The organism is Pseudoalteromonas sp. SR43-7 (assembly GCF_014163785.1).
Taxonomy (GTDB): Bacteria; Pseudomonadota; Gammaproteobacteria; order Enterobacterales; family Alteromonadaceae; genus Pseudoalteromonas; species Pseudoalteromonas distincta.
This window is the reverse complement of record NZ_JACJDY010000008.1, coordinates 52,543-74,557: the sequence shown is the minus strand read 5'-3', so window position 1 is coordinate 74,557 and position 22,015 is coordinate 52,543. Positions and strand designations below refer to the sequence as shown.

Genomic DNA, 22,015 nt, shown 5'->3' with positions numbered 1-22,015 from the left:
TATTACTCCAGTTAAATTAGTGATTACGCGCTTGCATCAAATCGATGAAGTGGTCAAATAATGGTGCTGCATCGTGTGGACCTGGACTTGCTTCAGGGTGACCCTGGAAGCTAAACGCAGGTTTATCGGTACGATGAATACCTTGAAGCGTTCCATCAAATAATGATTTATGCGTAGCACGAAGCGTACTTGGTAGGCTTGATTCTTGAGCTGCAAAACCATGGTTTTGAGCTGTGATCATAACTACATTACGGTCTAGGTCTTTAACTGGGTGGTTACCACCGTGGTGGCCAAATTTCATTTTTTCTGTTTTAGCACCTGAGGCAAGGGCTAATAACTGATGACCTAAACAGATACCAAAAATAGGTGTGTCGGTTTCTAAAAAGGCTTGAATGGCTTCAATAGCGTAAGTACAAGGCTCAGGATCACCAGGGCCATTAGATAAGAAGATACCATCAGGGTTTAAAGCAAGTACGTCAGCGGCTGAAGTTTGCGCTGGTACTACTGTAAGTTTACAACCACGGTCTACAAGCATACGTAAAATATTACGTTTTACACCGAAGTCGTAGGCAACAACATGAAACTTTTCATCAGCAGCGTCAAGGGTTTTAAATCCTTCACCTAATGTCCAGCTTGATTCGCGCCACTCAAAATTTTCCTTGGTTGAGACAACTTTTGCTAAATCCATACCTTTTAAGCCTGGGAAGGCTTGCGCGGCTTGTAACGCTTTATTTTCGTCTAGCTCGTCACCGGCAACAATACACCCGTTTTGTGCGCCTTTATCACGCAAAATTCGAGTTAGCTTTCTGGTGTCGATGTCCGCAATACCTAAAATATTACGTTCTTTTAAGTAATCATCTAACGATTGCTCGTTACGAAAGTTACTTGCTAGCAGTGGCAAATCACGGATCACTAGGCCTTTAGCCCAAATTTGATTCGCTTCTTCGTCTTCGCTGTTGGTACCCGTATTACCGATATGTGGGTACGTCAAAGTTACGATTTGTTCCGCGTATGATGGATCAGTCAAAATTTCTTGATAACCAGTCATAGACGTATTGAATACCACTTCACCGACTGACATGCCGTCAGCGCCGATTGCAGTACCGCGAAACACTGTGCCGTCTTCTAGGACTAACAGAGCGGATTTAGTCAAGTTAAACCTCCTAACAGTAAAAAACGGGAGTAAGCAATTGCTTAACACCCCGCCAATACCCAGAGGGATCGTCAAAACCAGATTTTTGTGAGCTTAAATTGTTTTACGCAGTCTTAAATGATGCAGATGTAAAGCATTCAACCTTCAATCATTTTTCTTGCCTAAAACTATTTTCATTCCCACTGAAACCCTGGATTTACTAGCCACTTGGGTATAATTGGAAACACGCATTTAGTAATTTTTGGCAAATTGGCTGCATATTACATGAAGTTGCTATTTAGGTCTAACATTATTTGGTTAATTGTTACAAATAAGTCACTGTAGGTGAAATTAGACCCAAACAGTTAAAATAGTAACTAAACTACTTAAGATCTAGCACATCTTGCATATCATAAAGTCCATCAGGTTTGTTTTTTAACCAGCTTGCAGCCCTTATAGCACCTAGAGCGAACGTCATTCTCGAACTTGCTTTATGTGTTAATTCAAGCCTTTCGCCCATTGTAGCGAAGTATGCGGTATGTTCACCTACTATATCGCCCCCTCTTAGGACAGAATAACCAATCTCATTTTGAGATTTCGCTGTTTCTACTTGGCTTCGGTCATATACCGCAACCTGGTCGTGATCCCAGCCTTTCGCTTGCGCGATTGACTCACCTATTGCCAGTGCAGTACCCGATGGTGCATCTATTTTATGACGGTGATGCGCTTCAAATATTTCGATATCTAAATCGTCACCAAACTTAGTCGCTGCAGTTTGCACAAGGTTAAGTAATACATTGACACCTACGCTGTAATTTCGCGCAAATACAATAGGGATATGTTTAGCGGCATCGTGTAATAGCGCCATATCATCATTTGTTAAACCTGTAGTGCCAATCACCATAGGAATTTTTTGTGCAACAGCTGTTTTTAAATGGTTTTTCATACCCGCTGGCAGCGTAAAGTCGATTAAAACATCTACATCATCTATTGTACTTTCGTCGCTAAAGCTAACACTGTTATCGGCTGCGCTATTTACTTGATTTACATTAATGCCTAATAGCGATGAACCACTACGAACATATGCGCCTGTAAGTTGTGTTTGCTCTTTAATTGTCGCGGCTTCTAATAGGGCTAAGCCCATTCTGCCGTTGGCACCAAAAACACCTATTCGATTTGTAGTCATGGTTTTTACCTAATTTAATTTGAATCCGTTTATTAGCCATATATCCGGGCATTAAAAATACGCAGGTGGGTATTTTTATGCAGTTGGATAAATATTAATCGCTGAAAATCGCGTTGCTTCATAGATATTATCTAAAAGTCATGCAATAGTCAGGTGACCTTTTAATTTAATAATAATAACAATACCAGTTTACTTTAGCCATCTATACATTTAAACTTCTCTTTCGCGTCGATTTGGTCTTTGGCTTGCGGACGCTGCGGCTAACAATTTTTTAAATAAAAAGTTGTACTGCTAAATTCAGCTAAAAGAGGAGTTTTGGCTGTGATAAATTTTACTGGTTATGAGGATTATGATGCAGCCATCATTTAATAAAAACAAAGCAATACTTTCTTTACTTCCCCTACTTACCTTTGTAGCGCTATTTTTAGGCTCAGGTTTGTATTTGCAATCGCAAGGGGTTGATTATGCTTTTTACCAACTACCTGCACCTGTTGCTATATTGCCCGCCATCATGCTTGCGTTTATTTTAAATAAAGGCACGGTAAACCAATGTGTAGAGACCTTTATTAAAGGTGCCGGACACAACAATATTATTACCATGTGTTTAATCTACTTACTTGCAGGTGCCTTTTCGGCTGTGGCAAGTGCAACCGGTGGAGTAGATGCGGTAGTAAATGCAGGCTTATCACTTATTCCACCTTCGTTATTGCTCCCTGGTTTGTTTTTAATTGCGGCCGTTGTTTCTACTGCAATGGGAACGTCAATGGGTACGATTGGCGCCATTGGCCCTATCGCTTATGCGGTATCAATTAAAACAGGTATAGACCCAGCATTAATGGCAGGTACGATTGTATCTGGCGCTATGTTTGGCGATAACTTATCTATTATTTCAGACACCACTATTGCAGCTACGCGCACGCAGGGCTGTGAAATGAAAGACAAGTTTAAAGAAAATCTTAAAATTGCAGTCCCTGCAGCCATTCTAACAATCGCCCTGTTGTTTTATTTAACACCTGCTGCACAAGTAGTTGAAACTAAAGACTATGATATTTGGTTGGTACTTCCTTATGCCTTTATTTTAGTGTTAGCAGTTGCTGGCTTGAACGTATTTGTAGTGTTGTTTAGCGGTATTATTTTTGCCGCATTAATGGGCTTTACAGGAAGTTACGAAGGCGCAAGCTTTGTAAAAGACATTTACAAAGGCTTTACTGATATGCAGGAAATATTTTTACTTTCTATGTTTATTGGTGGCTTATCTGAATTTATTCGTATCAACGGTGGTCTTGATTACATTGCTCAAAAAATTCAAGCGATTACTAAAATCATTGCAAAATGGCACCGTAAAGTGGCAGATCAATTAGGTATCGCTGCGTTAGTTTTAACAAGTAATGTATGTATTGCTAATAACACAGTGTCTATTATTGTCGCGGGTCCTATTGCTAAAAAGCTAGCAGATGACGGTGAAATAAGCGGTAAACGCTCTGCCAGTTTACTTGATATATTTGCCTGTGTTACACAGGGTTCATTGCCATACGGTGCCCAAGCATTGTTATTAGGTGCTACGTTTAAAATTAGCCCGTGGGAAGTATCAACGTCTTCTTATTACTGCTTTATTTTAGCATTTACAGCCATTTCAGTTATTTGCTTACGCCGTAATAAAGCATAGTTTAAACACCGACACTATGTTGCAGCTTAATAAGTAAGCTGCAACATATGTTAAAATAATACTCTACATATCAATCACTTTTGCTATAATGCGCGCCTTCGCGTGTCACTAAAATTATAGTTAAATACAGATATGAAATTTAAAAAATTACTTCCTCTCGTTACTTTTACATCAATTGCTTTATCGTCTTCTGCTTTTGCGGCTAATTGGAGCAGCACAGCACTACATATTAATAATGGCAACCAAAAAAACCCATTCACTGAGCAAGAGTCAAACACCACTGTTTACTCGGTTCAACATGCATCGGGTTACGATTACGGCGATAACTTCTTTTTTATCGATTACAGTAAAGACGATACCGATGATGGTTACCAAGATGCTGATTTTTATGGTGAGTGGTATTCAACGGTAAGCTTGTCGGCCATTAGCGGCGAAAAAATTGGCGCAGGCGCATTATTAGATGTGGGCCTTACCGGTGGTATTAACGTTGCTGGTGACTCTAAAGTAATGAAATACTTGCCTGGTGTTAAATTAAGCTGGGATGTACCTGGATTTAACTTTTTTCAAACGCTGTTCACAGCTTACATTGACGATAGTGAAGGTGTAGCAAAAGGCGGTGCTCCTATTGAAACAAATAGCTGGATGCTTGATGTAGCTTTTGAATATCCTTTCACTATTGGCTCACAAAAATTTAGCTTTAAAGGCCACGCTGAATACATTGCAGAGCGTGAAGATGAATTTGGTAACGATGTAGAGGCGTGGATACTCGCACAGCCTATTTTAGTATGGGATATGGGGCATGCTATTCAAATGAAAGAAAACACACTACTGTTGGGTATGGAATTACAATACTGGCACAATAAACTAGGTACTGAAGTCACTGAGTCAGTGCCACAAATCCATATTGAGTGGACGTTTTAAGCTTTAACGATACTCGTTTTACCCTACATTAATAAGCGAAGCTCTCTTTTAGCTTCGCTTTTTTCATCCCCAAATTAAACAACGTTGAGCATGACAAAGCCTCAATTGAATAGTACTTAATGTTTGATTACTATAATGAATTATTCTGAGTTTTATATATTAGAGCTAATATTATTTGTCCTTAATTGGAGTAACCAAATGTCGTCGATTAAAGTTATTTGCTTTTCTACTTTATTGTTATTAACAAACAATGCATTAGCGAGCACAACGCAAGATACCTCTTCACTTTCTTATGATGCGCTTTTAAGCAGTTACCAGTACGACTTTAAAGTAAATTACTTTAACATTGAGTCACAAAAACAGTCTCTTAAAATGGCCTATATTTACTTAAAGCCTACCAAATCCGACATGCCTACAGTGACGCTTATGCACGGCAAAAATTTTAATGCAGATTACTGGACTACCACTGCGCAATACCTGCAATCTTTAGGCTACGGCGTATTAATTCCTGATCAAATTGGTTTTGGAAAATCATCTAAACCAACTAATTACCAGTATTCATTTGCGGCTCTTGCTAACCATACTCATGCGTTAATGGACTCACTTAATATAAAAGAGTCAATTGTATTAGGGCACTCTATGGGTGGGATGCTAGCGAGTCGTTTTGCATTAATGTACCCAAACACAACTAGTAAATTAATTTTACTTAACCCTATTGGGCTTGAAAACTATCTGCAGTATGTTGATTACAAAGATACAAATTTTTTCTATAAAAACGAATTTTCAAAAACGCCAGAAGGCGTAAGAAAATACCAACAAAAAAATTACTACGATGGTAAGTGGAATGCCACATATTCAGCCTTAACCGACTTTATAACAGGGCAAATACAAGGCCCAGATAAAGAACAAATGGCATGGGTAAATGCAAAAACATACGATATGATTTTCACTCAACCTGTAATAACCGAATTTAAAGATTTAACTGTACCGGTTAAATTAATTATTGGTACACGCGATAGAACTGGCCCTGGCCGTAACTGGAAAAAAGACGGTGTTGATTACGAGCTTGGTCGATATGATAAATTAGGCAAACACGCTGCAACACTTATACCTGACGCACAATTATTTGAACTGGATAATTTAGGGCACCTGCCGCACATTGAAGATTTTGAACGCTTTAAAAATGTATTTAAACAAGCACTTGCTTCTGAATAACCACGCTTAAAAACTAAAATAAAACCCCTGTAGGTAAATACCTACAGGGGTTTTATTTTAATTACGCATTAATACTAAACGCACACTACTTCAAATAGTAAAGCGCTTAACTACAGTGTGCATTGTGGGTTTTTACCCTGTGCTTTAGCAGTGCTTTGCTCGCTAAGTGCTTTACTCATTTGCGCTTGTAAATTTTTAATACGGTTACTTGGCGCTGGGTGAGTTGATAAGAACTCAGGGGTTGTACCACTACCTGCTGCACTCATATTTTGCCAAAGGGTTACTGACTCTTGTGGGTTAAAACCAGCCTGTGCCATTAAATCCAGACCTATAGTATCGGCTTCTGATTCGTGAGAGCGGCTAAATGGTAAAACAACTCCATATTGTGCGCCCAAACCTAAGCCTTGCATAATTTCGTTACGGTATTGAATATTACCCATTTCAAGTGCAGCACTACCAAGCTGCATACCGGTATCTAAAATAGAGCTTTGTGAAACACGCTCATTAGAATGTTCAGCAATTACGTGCCCTACTTCATGCCCTAGTACTGTTGCTAGTTGGTCTTGATTGGTGGCTATTTTTAATAAGCCCGTATGAACCCCAATGTAACCACCAGGTAGTGCAAAAGCGTTAGCAGATTCATCTTCAAATACCACTACTTCCCAATTTTGCGACGCGTATTCTTTTGGTAATACAGCGACTACTTTTTCAGCAATGCAATTTACATATGCATTTGTTTTTGGATCTTTATTAATTGGTTGGCTTTTTTTCATATCTGCAAAGCTAGCTGTGCCCATTTCACTCATTTGTTGATCTGAGTAAAGCGCTATTTGAGTACGTCCTGTTGGTGACGTTTTACAACCAGCTAAAACGGCTGTCGCTAATACTGCAAGTACTAGTTTTTTCATGATAATTCTCTTAAGTAATGAATTTTTTATTGCTTGTAGAATAGCAAACACAGTACCAATTTAAAATATTTGCTTTATGTACCGTTATATTAAAAATAAGCAATATGACGATAAACTTAGCGGGCAAACTAAGTTTATCCAAATACAATGCCCTGTTACACTATAACCCTTGTTTTTAGTGATTGTTGAGTTTACACATGGACGCCTCAGCCTCGTCTTTTAATACCCGTATTTTATTGCCTTTATTAGCCAGTATAGTGGCGATTACGCCATTGGCGATAGATATGTACTTACCTGCCATGCTGGTAATTGCAAACGATTTACACACTAATATGCCCAATGTACAAATATCGTTGAGTATTTACTTAGCAGGCTATTCATTAGGGATGCTATTTTTTGGCCCCATTGCCGATCAAATTGGCCGCCGTAAGCTTGCACGTACCGGCTTAACCTTATTTGGTGCAAGCTCACTTGCACTGGCATTTACCACCGAAATCCATGCTTTTTGGACTCTTAGAGCAGTGCAAGCATTTACGGGAGCGGCAGCAACGGTAGTAGTACCGGGTATTATTCGCCATATTTATCAGCAAAATACAGCTAAAGGAATGTCATATGTATCGATGATCATGATGGTAGCACCGTTAGTTGCCCCCTCTGTTGGTTCGTTTATCTTAGGATTTTCTGTTTGGTCAACAATATTCTTGGTTCTTGCTGGATATAGCTTTTTAATATTGGCGTTAGTGCAAGTGTATCTAATTGATATTCCTATTCACAAAAACGAAAAAAAGGGTCTCGCTCTGTTTTTCGACAGCTATAAAACAGTGCTCAGTAATAAAGATGCACGTGCCGACATACTCAGTTCTATGTTTGTATCGTTTGGATTTTTTTGCTTTTTGACCTCAGTACCATTTATTTATTTAGATTTATATGAAGTGTCAGAACAGTTATTTGGTGTGTTATTTGCGTTTAATGTAATGGCGCTGATGTTTGGTAACTTTTTAAATACGCGAATTGTACCAAGGCTGGGCTCTCGAAAAATGCTCTATATTGGGCTTACATTTGGATTTGTATCGGGGCTGGCTTTGTTAACATTTAGCTTATTACACTTATCACTTTATTATATTGTGGCTGCTATTGCGCCATTAATGATGAGCTTAGGCGTCACTGCAAGTAATGCTGACTCGCTAATATTAATGAAGTTTGAAAAAAACACAGGCACGGCAACGGCCGTAATTGGCACACTTCGTTTTGGCAGTGGCGCATTAGTTGGCCCACTACTCGCTATTATGCATGCAAAAAGCGCAGTGCCATTTTCAAGTCTAATGTTTAGCGCGGTTTTGCTTACTATGCTCGTACAGTTAATTCACTATAAAAAAGACAAAAAAAATGCCTCAATATGAGGCATTTTTTAAAACTAATAATTCAATTAAGCATCAGCAGCTTTAGAAACCATAACCATTGCAGGGCGTAATAAACGACCATTCAATGTGTAACCTTTTTGCATAACAGCAAGTACTGTATTAGGTGTTACATCGTTACTTGGTTGAATTGACATTGCTTGATGAAAATCTGGATTAAACTGCTCACCTTGTGGGTTTACAATTTCAACACCAAACTTTGCAACAGCATCGTTAAAGCTTTTAACTGTCATATCGATACCTTCAAGCAACGGCTTTAGAGTCTCATTTTTTTTATCAGAAAACTCAATAGCACGCTCAAGATTATCAATTACAGGTAGTAATTCGTTAGCAAATTTTTCTAGTGCAAACTTATGCGCTTTTTCTACATCTTGTGCTGCACGACGACGAATGTTGTCTACGTCTGCTGCAGCACGAACAACACCATCTTTTTGATCAGCAATAGTTTGTTTAGCAGCTTCAAGCTCTGCATATAGCATAGCTATTTCTGCTTCAGGGCTTTGCTCTTCTTCTGCATGTTGATCAGCGGCTTCTACTGCTGCTTCTACATCAGCCTGCATTTTAGAAATTTCTTCGTTTAATTCTACTTCTTGCTCAGGGTTTTGTGTCTGCTCAGACATAAAATACGTGCTCCAATTCTTTACAACTGCGGTAATTATGGGGATTGAATAAAAAGATTCAAGAGTTAGATGCCTCAATTAATTTAAATTCTCGAATTATTTCTTCAATTTGCGCTGATTTAGGGCAAATTATACAAAAGCGGCTTTGGTATTCTTGATTTTGAAAGTACGGCACGCTTATTACGATCAATTCATCACACTCAGTAAAAGGCAATTTTTCGCTATTAAGTACCGAGACACCGTTTTTAAAAGCGAGTTTATCTTCTACATAATTTAAAAACGAAACACCAATATTTAAACTTTGCTCACAATCGATTTGTTTATAGAGGTAATTTTCGCCAACTACAATACTATTATCTGAGCCTAATTTTTGACTTAGTTGTCGCGTCCATTGATTAAGCGAATCATGACAATTTCGAGGCGCTGTATTTGCCATCGCCTGCATACGATACAAACCCTCCATAAGAGTTTGTTGGCTAAATACGGTGTTCAACCATGTTGCAAACTGATAACGAACAGAGTCTGACGAATCATGAGGTTTATCAATACAAATGTTGTGGCTCTGCCCAGCCCTGTCTATTAATAGAATAAGCCAGTCGGTAGAATCAAAATCAAGCACTTCTACTCTAAACACTTGCTGCGAGCTGGCTTGTGGTAAACCAACACAACAACATATTTGGTATTTTTGGCTCAAACCATGTGCTAGTTCAACGAGTTGTGATTGCTCTGGTTGCCAATAATTAGCAATGTCAGCGAGTGGAAAAAACTCGTCAAACCAATAATCAAACCCTTCATTTGTGGGCACTCGTCCTGCAGATGTATGAGGTGAATACAATAGCCCCACTTTTTCTAAGCGAGCCATAGCATTACGAACCGTAGCCGAGCATACTGCCATGCCTTTGAGCTTGGCAATTTTTGTTGATGGAACAGGCAAGCCTTCACCATTACAGTACATGTTCATAACAGCTGAAAAAATTTGCTGATCTCGTGAGTTTAGTTTCATGGTATCTACATCTTGTTGCATGAAAGAGATATCGGGGCGTTTAGTTGTTTTTCAAGTCGTGCAGTTAACTCACTGCGAATAAAATTGAAGGTTTATAATATTGCTATAATCTGTATTTTCAAACACTTCTGTTTTGAGTTACTCTACAATTATTAAATCTTTTTGTGCGTACATTATGGACTCTCCTTTTAATACCATTGGCCTAATTGGCAAACCTAATCACCCGGGAGCCGCTGCTACCCTTCAGCGCTTACATACATTTTTACTTGCGCTTGGTTTTGAGGTAATAGTAGAAAAACGCACAGGGAGTCAATTAGACGATATCCCGCATGACAAACTTGTTAAGTTAGTCGACTTAGGAGAACAAGCCGATTTAGCTATTGTTGTAGGCGGTGACGGTAACATGCTTGGTGCTGCACGCGTGCTTGCGCGCTTTAACATTGCTGTAATTGGAGTAAATAGAGGTAACCTTGGCTTTTTAACTGATTTAAACCCTGAAGGGTTTGAAGCGAGCTTAGAGCAAGTCCTCAGTGGTGAGTACCTTGAAGAAAAACGCTTTTTATTAGAAGTAGAAGTATATCGCCACAACGAATTAAAGAGTGCAAATTCTGCCGTTAACGAAGCGGTACTTCATGCCGATAAAGTAGCGCATATGATTGAGTTTGAAGCTTTTATAAATAATGACTTTGTGTTTTCTCAGCGCTCTGACGGTTTAATAGTATCAACCCCTACTGGCTCTACGGCATATTCACTTTCAGGTGGCGGGCCAATTTTAACGCCAGAGCTAAATGCAATATCGTTAGTGCCTATGTTTCCTCATACCTTATCTAGCAGACCTTTAGTGGTCGATGCCGATAACGAAGTACGCTTAAAGCTAAGCCTAGAAAATACAGATAGCTTACAAGTAAGTTGCGACAGCCATGTTGTGCTTGCCGTATTACCCGGCGATGAGGTAGTAATTAAAAAAGCGGATAAACAATTGCGCTTAATTCATCCAAAAAATTATTCGTACTACAACGTTTTACGTACAAAACTAAATTGGGGTAGTCGTTTGTACTAATTTTATTGCCAAATTTAGTACTATAAAGCAAAATGGCGGCTTAAAATAATAATCAAATAATTTAGGAACGAGTAGCAATGACTTATGTAGTATTCTTTGCTTTACTGCTATTAATTACACTTTTATACAGTTACCTCAAAATTGAGAGTAATCGCAAAAAAGCAATCGAAGCTAGAAAAAAGCTATTTAATGAACGTGTTTCGCATGTAAATTCACGCCTTAAAGCAAAGCTTAATGATCTTCTTGATGCTAAAATAATTCGCCCAAAATACGTTCCTCGTATTCAAGCTATTGTAAATAATTTTTTTGTTGTGCAATCGCATACAGACGAGAATTTGCAACAACTTGAAGATACCGCTGACCTACTAATTAATACGTTGTCCAACGAGTTAATTAAAACTAATCAAACGAATATAATCCAGCCATTGATTGATAATATACAGTACTTTGTATCTGAGTTACCTCAGCAAGGAATTTTATACAATAAGAGTTTTTACCTAAATACTTTACCTCCACTTATCGGGCTACTTAAAACCGAAGACATTATACAAGCTACTGATATTGTTGATGATCAAATTGATACCTCTCCAAAAACTTCTGATACACAATTTACTCAAGATGTAAGCGTTGCATAAATAATAAAAAATTAATTTGCAAAAAACCAAAACACTGTATAAATTAACAGTCAATTGACTGGATGGATAAACAGTATGTTAATTGGTTTAGAAGTTAAAAATTTTGCAATTGTTAGTAATTTAAGCACAGAATGGCGCAGCGGTATGACCGCGATCACTGGCGAGACAGGCGCTGGTAAATCTATTGCTATTGATGCGCTATCATTATGTTTAGGTGAACGAGCTGAAGCATCAGCAGTGCGCCCAAGCTCTGATAAAGCAGAAGTATGCGCTCAATTTGACCTAACAGATTTACCGCTAGCTCAATCGTTTTTAGAGCAACATATGCTAAACAATGACGATAATGAATGTTTATTGCGTCGTGTTGTTTGCAAAAATGGACGCAGTAAAAGCTATATTAATGGCAGTGCCGTTACCGCATCACAATTAAAAGAACTTGGTCAATATTTAATATCTATTCATGGACAACATGCCCACCAACACTTATTAAAAGCTGAGCATCAGTTACAGCTTTTAGATGCTTATGCAGGACATCACCACTTAGTAAATGATGTAAATAACAACTATAAACAGTTTGCTAACTTACAAAAAGAATTTAAACATTTAGAACAACAACAGCAGCAACAAGCAGCGCAAAAACAATTGTTAGAATACCAAGTTGCAGAGCTCGATGAGTTTGCCTTACAAGAAGGTGAGTTTGATTTAATTGAGGCCGAGCATTACAAACTTAGTAACAGCCAAACAATATTAGAATCGTGCCAACGTGAATTACAATATTTATATGAAAGTGATGAACAAAATGCTTGTTCAATGCTGCAGCACAGTGCCCAACAATTCGCTGAGCTGGCTCAATACGACGAAAGCTTAGCGGGCGTAGCAGCCCTCCTTAGTGAAGCCGCAGTACAAGTTGAAGAAGCAAGCCGTGAAGTTCGAAATTATACTGAGCAAGCAGATTTAGATCCTGCTCGTTTAGGTGAAGTAGAAAATAGACTAAGCGGTGCGATGGATTTAGCGCGTAAGCATCACATAAAACCACAGCAGCTAGTTGAGTTTCATCAATCGATTGCTCAGGAGCTTGAGTCAATAAGTAATAATAGTAATCGTCTGGAGCAACTAGAGTCAGAAATAGAAAGCGCGTTACTTAGTTATAAGCAAGCTGCCGATGAACTAAGTAAAAGTCGCTATGAGTATGCTAATACACTTAACACACTAATAAGTGAAAGCATGGCTAATTTATCGATGGAAAACGGTGTATTTGAAATAGCTTTAACTCAAGAGAGTAGCCGCGCACCTAATAGCTTAGGGTACGATAATGTGTCGTTTTTAGTATCAACTAATCCGGGGCAGCCACTTCAGCCGTTAGCTAAAGTAGCCTCAGGTGGTGAGCTTTCGCGAATTAGCCTTGCTATACAGGTAATTATTGCCCAAAAAGTAACAACCCCAACGCTTATTTTTGATGAAGTTGATGTAGGTATTTCTGGCCCTACAGCATCAGCCGTAGGCAAACTATTGCGCCAGTTAGGTAAGTCTACTCAAGTGATCTGTGTTACTCATTTACCGCAAGTTGCTAGTAGCGCACACCAACAATTTTTTGTAGCTAAAGAAATAGCACAAGGCGAAACGTTCACTCATATGCTGCCTTTGAATAAAGATGGTCGTATTAATGAAATAGCTCGCTTACTTGGTGGTGATAATATTAGTAAAACAGCTAAAGCGAATGCTAAAGAACTAATAATGGCCCATGCCTAATATTGGTTAATAGAGCTTTGAAGGATTAAATAATGCACAGTACTTTAGTTAATTTTTGTATCATTTTAAGTTGGTTTTTATTAGCGCTAAGCAGCTGTTTAATAATTTTTAGTAAATATAAGCATACTTACTTTAAACAGCGTTTACTGAGGTTTTTAAATAGCTTTTTAGTTCTTCAGATAATCGCCGTAGCCTATTACTTTACTAGCGAAAAAATAAATAACCTAAGTGACTTAGGCATCAGTTATTGGCTATTAATTACAATGCAGATTGCCTGTAATGCAATGTGTTACATGAGCGTAAAGCGCAGAAAGGCTAAAATAAAGCCATCACTTGATTCGTTTTCAATGGATTAAAGTAGATAAACTTTTAAGAAGAACACGTTCTGTTTTTACCTTGCGCTTTTGCTTTATAAAGTAGTTCATCAGCACGCTTGATATCAAGATCAATTGAGCGTTCGGCACTTGCAGAGATAACACCAATACTTAGCGCAATATTGGTACTATCTGAAAATAAGCTCACAGCTGAAGCTTTAAGGGCGTTGTGGATTTTTTCTGCAACTTGCTCCCCCTGCTCAACTGTTGCATTTGGGATAACAATTAAAAACTCCTCTCCGCCCCAACGTGATGCAATCGCATTTTTTGGAATACTTTTATCAAAGGTTTTAGCTAACTGAATAAGTGCTTCATCGCCAAAATCATGGCCGAATTGATCATTAATTTTTTTAAAATTATCTACATCAGCTAATAAAATTACAAAGGGAGTATTATTATCTTTCAGCTCACTTTTAAAAGCCACAAGCTTATTCATGGTATAGCGACGGTTTGGCAGGTTGGTGAGTGGATCTATAGTTGCTAAAAATTCATTCTTTTGACTCAAAGCAATTATTTTACTGCTGTATTTTTCTCTTGAAAACTCGTAGTAGCCACTCAGCGACGCGACAATTATAAAAGCGAGTATAATTCTGATAGGAAACTGTTCCGGACTATAGTCATATATATTGAATGTATCAGCGCAGTAAAAGCCTAAAACAATCGCTAATAAAAACAAAATTATATCAAATGTACCTCGCTTAAGTCCGCGTATTGAATAAGTAACAGGAGACACTATGAATATCCATATAGGCCCTGTTCCTTGTGCTCCACCAGTGAGGACTAGGTAAAACATTAGTGCATAAAGGTTGTATAAAATTATAGTGCCTGACTTCTCTACTCCCCTACTTATGCTAAATGCCAATAAATAGACAAACGAAGAAACCACCAAGGTACACGCTAATAAATAACTGCTATTAATAAATGCTAAGCTAGCCATAGAAAACGTTGCTATAAACCCTATTGAAGAGAAGAATCGAACAATGAGTTTCCTTTCCGACTTGTTTGAATATTCGTACATAATTTCTATTTATTTTATTAATATATAAAAGCTTACTTGTAGACAAAAAGTAAGCAAACCGTAAACAGCGTGCGATAATGGACCAACTTTATATTTAAATCAACTCTTAAGATTAGTTATTTCGGGTTGATAAAAGCGAATACTTTAACCATTACTTACCTTTGTTAGGGATAATGCAATAATATTAAGGGTTAAAAAATAAATAAGTTTACTTTTTTATTCCCACACTACCCGCACTAATAGTAATAGTTAAAGTAGTGATATAACACACGTAGTTAAAGATGGTGTTAACGGTACTGTATATATGTATTGAGCCAAGCAACCAATCAATTAACTCTTCAAATCAAAGTATTTATACAACGATGCAAACAAGAGTTATAGCATATTAAGCAACAAAAGAAGCTACAGATTATGGCCAAATAACGTTAGCTAGTACTACTGAAAATCCAAAAAAATCGAGTTGCTATAAGTATATGCCTGTACCCTTGTGTTGGTTAAGTAAAGCGTAAAGTTTGATGTATGAATTAACCCTCAAGGCTGCTTAATAGATGCCCTAAGCATCCGTATTTAGCTCGAAACAAGCTCACCCACACTAAAGCATAATAATCCCTCTTGGTAGTACTCTAAAGGTAAAAACTCAAGGTGTCGCTAAAGAAAGCTATGCTACAGGTGATATTAATATAATACCGTTTGTGGCTAACTACGTTGACATTACATTCGAATAAAACAATAAAAAAAGCAAGCCAGTTGGCTTGCTTCTTATTTATTTTATTAATACGAACAATTAAACTTTTAAGTAATCCATAATACCTTCTGCAGCATTACGTCCTTCAAAAATAGCGGTTACCACTAAATCTGAACCACGCACAATATCGCCACCAGCAAATATTTTAGGGTTCGTTGTTTGATGTGTAAATTCACCTTGTTCTGGTGCATTAATGCCGCCCCAGTGGTTTATTTCTACATCGTATTTTTCTAACCAGTCCATTTTGTGAGGCTGGAAACCAAATGCCATAATAACTTGGTCAGCTTCTATCACATGCTCTGAACCAGGTACTTCTTCAGCACGACTTCTGCCATTTGCGTCAGGTTCGCCTAATTTAGTTTTAACCATTCTAACGCCAGTTACTTTACCTTTATCGTTCAATACAATGCCTTTAGGCTGAACGTTATAGGTAAATATAACGCCTTCTTCTTTGGCGTTTTTAACTTCACGTTTAGAACCAGGCATATTTTCTTTATCACGACGATAAGCACACGTTACTTTTGCAGCATTTTGACGAATAGACGTACGCACACAGTCCATCGCTGTATCACCACCACCAAGTACAACTACTTTTTGGTTAGCCATATCAATACACGGCTGCTTAGTCTCGTCATAGCCCATTACACGGTTAGTGTTACCAATCAAGAACGGGAGTGCATCGTGTACGCCTGGTGCATCTTCATTTTCAAGACCTGCACGCATACTTTGATACGTACCAACCCCTAAAAATACGGCGTCGTAATCAGCTAAAATTTGATCAAGCGTAATATCAACACCTACTTCAACATTTAACTTAAACTCCACGCCCATTTCAGTGAAAATTTCACGGCGCTTTTGCATCACTTCTTTTTCAAGTTTAAAAGAAGGAATACCAAACGTGAGTAGTCCGCCAATTTCTGGGTGACGATCAAACACTACTGGTTTTACGCCGTTACGAACTAAAATATCAGCACACCCTAAACCAGCTGGGCCCGCACCAATAATAGCTACTTTTTTGTCGGTCCAAGTTACATAAGACATATCAGGCTTCCAGCCCATTTTAAATGCCTCATCGGTAATGTATTTTTCAATATTACCAATTGTAACCGCACCAAACTCTTCATCTAATGTACACGAACCTTCACACAAACGGTCTTGTGGGCAAACACGCCCACAAACCTCTGGTAAGCTATTTGTACGATGAGAAAGCTCTGCTGCCTCTATAATACGACCTGTGCGTATTAACTTTAACCATTGTGGAATGTAGTTATGTACTGGGCACTTCCACTCACAATACGGGTTACCACAATCTAAACAACGATCAGCTTGTGAGTTAACCTGATTCTCTGAAAAGGGTTCGTAAATTTCTACGAAAGATTTTTTACGTGACGAGATTGGTTTTTTGCGTGGGTCTACACGCTGCACGTCTATAAATTGATATACATTTTCGCTCATACTGCCCCCTTATTGCGCCTGAACACGTAGTTCGGCACTACTGCGAGCGCGATGCCCGAGTAAACTTTTTACGTCGCTTGATTTTGGTTTTACTAATTTGAACATCGGTAAGTACAGTTCAAAGTTAGCTAAAATGCTTTCTGCTCTGCACGAACCCGTAAGCTCTAAATGCTCAGCAATTAAGCCGCGTAAATGTTCTTGATGCGACGTTAATTCGTCTAGTGTTACTATTTCTACAAGCTCTGGATTAATGCGTTTTTCAAAATCATTTCGCTCGTCTAAAATATAAGCAAAACCACCAGTCATACCCGCGCCAAAGTTAACACCTACATTACCAAGTACACACACAACGCCACCGGTCATGTATTCACAACCGTTGTCACCTACACCTTCAACAACCGCTTGCACACCTGAGTTACGAACTGCAAAGCGCTCACCGGCACAACCCGCTGCAAAAAGTTTTCCGCCTGTAGCGCCGTACAAACACGTGTTTCCGGCAATAGTTGCTTTATGGCTTTCAAAAGATGAGCCAAGTGGTGGACGAATCACTAACTTACCGCCTGCCATGCCTTTACCTACGTAATCGTTAGCATCGCCAACCAATGTCATTTCAAGACCACCGGCATTCCAAACACCAAACGATTGACCCGCCGTACCGTGTAATTCAATTGCTACGGGGTCTGCCGCCATACCTTGATTACCATGTTTATCAGCAATATAACCCGAAAGCATTGCACCTACAGAGCGGTCAGTATTACAAATACGACTCACAAGCGAGATACCGCTTGACGTATCAATTGCCTCTTGCGCTTTAGCTAATAAACTTTCGTTTAACTTACCTAGGTAATGCGAACTGTTAGGCGCACTACAATACAGTGTTTCGCCAGTTGGGTTGTTCGGCTGAGCAATAACAGACGATAAATCAATTTTCTTCTGCTTTGCAGTTTTGCCTTCAATTTCTTCTAATAAATCTAAACGGCCAATTAAGTCAGTTAAATTTGCAACGCCTAGGCTAGCCATAATTTCACGCGCTTCTTGCGCTATAAACTTAAAGTAGTTCATCGCCATTTCTGGTAAGCCGTGATAATGCTTTTGACGAAGTGTTTCGTCTTGTGTTGCAACGCCGGTCGCACAGTTATTTAAGTGACAAATACGTAAGTATTTACACCCAAGGGCAACCATTGGACCAGTACCAAAGCCAAAGCTTTCAGCACCTAAAATTGCTGCTTTAATAATATCTAAACCTGTTTTTAAGCCACCATCTGTTTGCAGGCGAATGCGATGACGAAGGCCATTTTCAACTAGTGCTTGCTGTGTTTCAGCAAGTCCAAGCTCCCATGGACTACCCGCATATTTAACAGAAGTAAGTGGGCTTGCGCCTGTACCGCCGTCGTAGCCAGAAATAGTAATTAAATCGGCATATGCTTTAGCAACACCTGTTGCAATGGTTCCAACACCTGGCTCTGAAACAAGTTTTACAGAAATAAGTGCTTTAGGGTTTACTTGTTTTAAATCGAAAATTAGCTGTGCTAAATCTTCAATTGAGTAAATATCGTGATGCGGTGGTGGCGAAATTAACGTAACACCTGGTACCGAATAACGAAGCTTAGCAATATACGGCGTTACTTTTTCACCTGGTAATTGTCCACCTTCGCCTGGTTTTGCACCTTGCGCTACTTTAATTTGAATAACGTCAGCACTGCGTAAGTAATGAGGCGTTACACCAAATCGACCTGAAGCGACTTGCTTAATACGCGAGTTTTTCTCTGTACCATAACGCAGTTTATCTTCACCGCCTTCACCAGAGTTTGAACAACCACCTAAGCGGTTCATTGCAATTGCTAGCGCTTCATGAGCTTCTGGTGATAACGCACCAATACTCATTGCTGCTGAGTCAAAACGCTTGTATAGGTTTTCTGCAGACTCTACTTCATCGATGCTTATACCTTGCTCAGGTAGTTTAAGCGCTAACATATCGCGCAAAGTCGCTATTGGACGATTATTAACTAAATCAGCGTACGCACTGTAGTCCTTATAATCACCTGAACGAACCGCTTTTTGCAGAGTTTGAATAACATCTGGATTATAAGCATGATACTCACCACCGTGAACGTACTTAAATAAACCACCGTGGCTTAATAATTTACGCTTACTTAAAGCAAGTTTGTGCAAACTTTGCTGATCGTCATCAAAGTCGGTAAAGCATGCACCTTGTATACGACTTGCAACGCCTTTAAAGCACATTTCAATAATCGCATCAGATAATCCCACCGCTTCAAACAACATTGAACAACGATAAGACGCAACCGTACTTATGCCCATTTTAGACATAATTTTGTACAAGCCCTTATTAATGGCTTTACGATAAGCAAGGGTCACTTCGCAATACGACTTATCAATAATTTTGCTGTCGCTCATCGCAACTAACGATTCATACGCAAGGTATGGATAAATTGCCGTAGCACCAAAACCTAATAGCACAGCAAACTGGTGCGCATCTCGCACGCTGCCAGTTTCAATGATAATGTTTGATTCACAGCGCAAGTTATTATCAACTAAGCGTTTTTGTACCGCACCTACAGCCATAGCTGCTGGAATTGGTAAATTTGTTTCATCAAAGTTACGGTCAGTTAAAATTAGCATGATACAGCCCGCATCTGCTTTTTCTTGTGCTTGGTCACAAATACGCGTAACCGCGTTTTCTAAACCTTCTTCAACTGTGTAGGTAATATCAATTTTACAGTAGCTGTAATGCGCTTCATCAGCATTTAATAGCTGCTGCATGTCTGCGTACATTAAAATTGGCGTATCAAACTGTAGGCGCTTAGCATGACCTGTTGTTTCGTTAAATACGTTTTGCTCACTACCAATACAGGTTGCAAGCGACATTACATGGTTTTCACGTAGTGGATCGATAGGTGGGTTTGTTACTTGCGCAAATTTTTGGCGGAAGTAATCATAAAGTGAACGATGCCCTTCACTAAGCACAGCAAATGGTGTGTCATCACCCATTGAGCCTGTCGCTTCTTGGCCGTTTTCACCCATTACACGAATAACGCTATCAAGCTCTTCGTTGGTATAACCAAACATTTTTTGATATTTAGCTAGCGTTTCGTCATCAAATGAGCGATTACCAGCGTCTTGCTCAGTAAGATCTTCAAATGGAACTAAACGTTTAACATTTTCTTCAAGCCATGACTTGTAAGGATGGCGAGATTTTAAATCTTGATCGATTTCATCTGAATGCCAAATTTTACCAAGTTTAGTATCAATAACTAATAATTCACCAGGACCAACACGGCCTTTTTCAACTACTTCATCGGCAGTGTAATCCCAAATACCCACTTCTGATGCGAGGGTAATAAAACCATCTTGCGTAATTACATAACGTGCTGGGCGAAGTCCATTACGGTCAAGGTTACACGCCGCAAAACGACCATCCGACATAACAATACCTGCCGGGCCATCCCATGGTTCCATATGCATAGAGTTAAAGTCGTAAAATGCACGTAAATCATCATCCATTGCACGGTTTTTCTGCCATGCAGGCGGAACGAGCATACGCATAGCGCGGAATAGATCCATGCCGCCAGCTAAAAATAGCTCAAGCATATTATCTAGGCTTGATGAATCAGAACCGGTTTCGTTTACAAACGGCGCTGCGCTTTGTAAGTCAGGTATAAGCGGTGACGCAAATTTATAAGAACGTGCGCGTGCCCACTGGCGGTTACCTTCAATAGTATTAATTTCACCATTGTGTGCTAAATAGCGGAAAGGTTGAGCTAAAGGCCAACGCGGCTGAGTATTAGTAGAAAAGCGCTGATGGAAAACACAAATCGCACTCGTCATACGAATATCAGCTAAATCTAGGTAAAAATTAGGTAAATCCGCAGGCATCATTAAGCCTTTATAGATAGTTACCAAACCAGATAAACTTGCGATATAGAAAGCTTCATCATCAACAATGCGCTTTTCAGCGCGGCGGCGTGCTACATATAAGCGACGCTCTAAGTCTTTAGAACGCCAACCTTCTGGCGCGCTAACAAAAATTTGTTCAAAACCTGGTAATTGCTGTACAGCAATAGGACCCAACATAGATGGGTCGGTTGGTACAACACGCCAACCTAAAATATTTAGCGTTTCTTTTTCTAATTCTTCGCTAAGTATTTGTTTTGCAGCTTGTGCTAAAACAGGGTCTGAATTTAAAAATATCATACCCACTGCGTAGTTTTTGCCTAAGTGCCAATTATGTTCACTGGCAATTGCACGGAAAAAGCTATCTGGTTTTTGTAATAATAAACCACAGCCATCACCTGTTTTACCATCGGCAGATATACCGCCACGGTGCTGCATGCGATCAAGCCCCGTAATAGCAGTACGAATAAGCCTATGACTAGCTTGACCATTAACTTGGGCTATTAAGCCAAAGCCACAATTTTCTTTTTCTAACTTTGAGTCGTATAACATAGACCCCTCCCCTTGCTGCACTGTTAGCGTGGATGAACTGCTCGACGATTTGCTAACAGACGGACAAAACTAGCCTCTATCTTAAATAGAGTCAATAGCACTTTGAATACATATTCACATTCTTGAATATTTCTCACTTCATAGCAAGATTTCTTTTTATCATTATTTTTAACATTTAGCGTTATTTTAACCACTATTTTTTCATGACACTGGTGTCAAGTTTAACATATTGTAAAAAACACAAGCGCTTAAAGTCGCAGCTTACGTAAACGTAAAGTCGAGCGAAAGTGAATAAGTATTCAACTCGTGAAGCACTATTCAGTTAACATTTAGATAGTTTTATGCTATTTCATTACTTTAATGGCTTAACATCCCCGATTATTGCTGCTCATTAGTATAGTTATGAAAGTTCATGTCCTTTTTTGTACATTAATAGTGAATTT

General features: G+C 39.0%; 16 protein-coding genes. 8 read left to right on the top strand and 8 right to left on the bottom strand.

The annotated features are described in order from the left end of the window. Window positions 1-16 precede the first annotated feature (16 nt). Together carA and dapB are read right to left on the bottom strand one after the other, a co-directional pair. On the bottom strand, window positions 17-1,153 hold the full coding sequence (carA, locus tag H5087_RS08100) for a glutamine-hydrolyzing carbamoyl-phosphate synthase small subunit (protein ID WP_182671684.1): 1,137 nt from the start codon (window positions 1,151-1,153) through the stop codon (window positions 17-19). Between the two features lie 361 nt (window positions 1,154-1,514). After that, a complete protein-coding gene (gene dapB / locus H5087_RS08095) occupies window positions 1,515-2,318 on the bottom strand; it encodes a 4-hydroxy-tetrahydrodipicolinate reductase (RefSeq protein WP_182671683.1) in 804 nt (267 codons plus the stop codon). Window positions 2,319-2,670: 352 nt separating this feature from the next. Between dapB and H5087_RS08090 the strand changes: the two genes are divergently transcribed. The 3 genes from H5087_RS08090 to H5087_RS08080 all read left to right on the top strand — a co-directional run bounded on the left by H5087_RS08090 (window position 2,671) and on the right by H5087_RS08080 (window position 6,120). Next, the gene (locus H5087_RS08090) at window positions 2,671-3,984 is read left to right on the top strand and encodes a Na+/H+ antiporter NhaC family protein (RefSeq protein WP_182671739.1); all 1,314 of its coding nucleotides are present in this window, start codon (window positions 2,671-2,673) and stop codon (window positions 3,982-3,984) included. 132 nt (window positions 3,985-4,116) lie between these two features. After that, on the top strand, window positions 4,117-4,905 hold the full coding sequence (locus H5087_RS08085; protein ID WP_182197408.1) for a nucleoside-binding protein: 789 nt from the start codon (window positions 4,117-4,119) through the stop codon (window positions 4,903-4,905). Between the two features lie 198 nt (window positions 4,906-5,103). After that, window positions 5,104-6,120 (top strand): alpha/beta fold hydrolase, encoded by a 1,017-nt coding sequence (locus H5087_RS08080; protein ID WP_182671682.1) that lies wholly within the window; start codon window positions 5,104-5,106, stop codon window positions 6,118-6,120. A gap of 110 nt (window positions 6,121-6,230) precedes the next feature. Here the strand turns inward: H5087_RS08080 and H5087_RS08075 are convergent, their stop codons facing one another. After that, window positions 6,231-7,028 (bottom strand): M48 family metallopeptidase, encoded by a 798-nt coding sequence (locus H5087_RS08075; protein WP_182671681.1) that lies wholly within the window; start codon window positions 7,026-7,028, stop codon window positions 6,231-6,233. Between the two features lie 197 nt (window positions 7,029-7,225). Here H5087_RS08075 and H5087_RS08070 point away from each other — a divergent pair, with 197 nt between their 5' ends. After that, window positions 7,226-8,428, top strand: a complete 1,203-nt coding sequence (locus H5087_RS08070; protein ID WP_182671680.1) for a Bcr/CflA family multidrug efflux MFS transporter — start codon at window positions 7,226-7,228, stop codon at window positions 8,426-8,428. Window positions 8,429-8,454: 26 nt separating this feature from the next. Here the strand turns inward: H5087_RS08070 and grpE are convergent, their stop codons facing one another. Together grpE and H5087_RS08060 are read right to left on the bottom strand one after the other, a co-directional pair. Continuing rightward, complete coding sequence (grpE, locus tag H5087_RS08065) at window positions 8,455-9,066, bottom strand: nucleotide exchange factor GrpE (RefSeq protein ID WP_182671679.1); 612 nt, start codon at window positions 9,064-9,066, stop codon at window positions 8,455-8,457. Between the two features lie 58 nt (window positions 9,067-9,124). Further along, complete coding sequence (locus tag H5087_RS08060; protein WP_004335385.1) at window positions 9,125-10,090, bottom strand: HrcA family transcriptional regulator; 966 nt, start codon at window positions 10,088-10,090, stop codon at window positions 9,125-9,127. Between the two features lie 154 nt (window positions 10,091-10,244). Between H5087_RS08060 and nadK the strand changes: the two genes are divergently transcribed. From nadK to H5087_RS08040, 4 genes are all read left to right on the top strand, one after another. After that, on the top strand, window positions 10,245-11,129 hold the full coding sequence (nadK, locus tag H5087_RS08055) for an NAD(+) kinase (RefSeq protein WP_004335384.1): 885 nt from the start codon (window positions 10,245-10,247) through the stop codon (window positions 11,127-11,129). 77 nt (window positions 11,130-11,206) lie between these two features. After that, on the top strand, window positions 11,207-11,764 hold the full coding sequence (locus H5087_RS08050) for a hypothetical protein (RefSeq protein ID WP_024597393.1): 558 nt from the start codon (window positions 11,207-11,209) through the stop codon (window positions 11,762-11,764). A gap of 75 nt (window positions 11,765-11,839) precedes the next feature. Then, window positions 11,840-13,513: a DNA repair protein RecN gene (gene recN / locus H5087_RS08045; protein WP_039487455.1), complete on the top strand. Its 1,674-nt coding sequence runs from the start codon at window positions 11,840-11,842 to the stop codon at window positions 13,511-13,513. Window positions 13,514-13,545: 32 nt separating this feature from the next. Further along, window positions 13,546-13,869: a hypothetical protein gene (locus H5087_RS08040; protein ID WP_004335381.1), complete on the top strand. Its 324-nt coding sequence runs from the start codon at window positions 13,546-13,548 to the stop codon at window positions 13,867-13,869. A 13-nt stretch (window positions 13,870-13,882) separates the two neighbouring features. Here H5087_RS08040 and H5087_RS08035 read toward each other — a convergent pair whose 3' ends face one another. The 3 genes from H5087_RS08035 to gltB all read right to left on the bottom strand — a co-directional run bounded on the left by H5087_RS08035 (window position 13,883) and on the right by gltB (window position 21,572). Next, window positions 13,883-14,905 carry a GGDEF domain-containing protein gene (locus H5087_RS08035; protein WP_259397753.1) on the bottom strand — a complete coding sequence of 341 codons (1,023 nt, stop codon included), beginning with the start codon at window positions 14,903-14,905 and terminating at the stop codon, window positions 13,883-13,885. A 784-nt stretch (window positions 14,906-15,689) separates the two neighbouring features. Then, window positions 15,690-17,105 (bottom strand): FAD-dependent oxidoreductase, encoded by a 1,416-nt coding sequence (locus H5087_RS08030; protein WP_004335378.1) that lies wholly within the window; start codon window positions 17,103-17,105, stop codon window positions 15,690-15,692. A 9-nt stretch (window positions 17,106-17,114) separates the two neighbouring features. Next, window positions 17,115-21,572 (bottom strand): glutamate synthase large subunit, encoded by a 4,458-nt coding sequence (gene gltB, locus H5087_RS08025; RefSeq protein WP_182671678.1) that lies wholly within the window; start codon window positions 21,570-21,572, stop codon window positions 17,115-17,117. Window positions 21,573-22,015 lie beyond the last annotated feature (443 nt).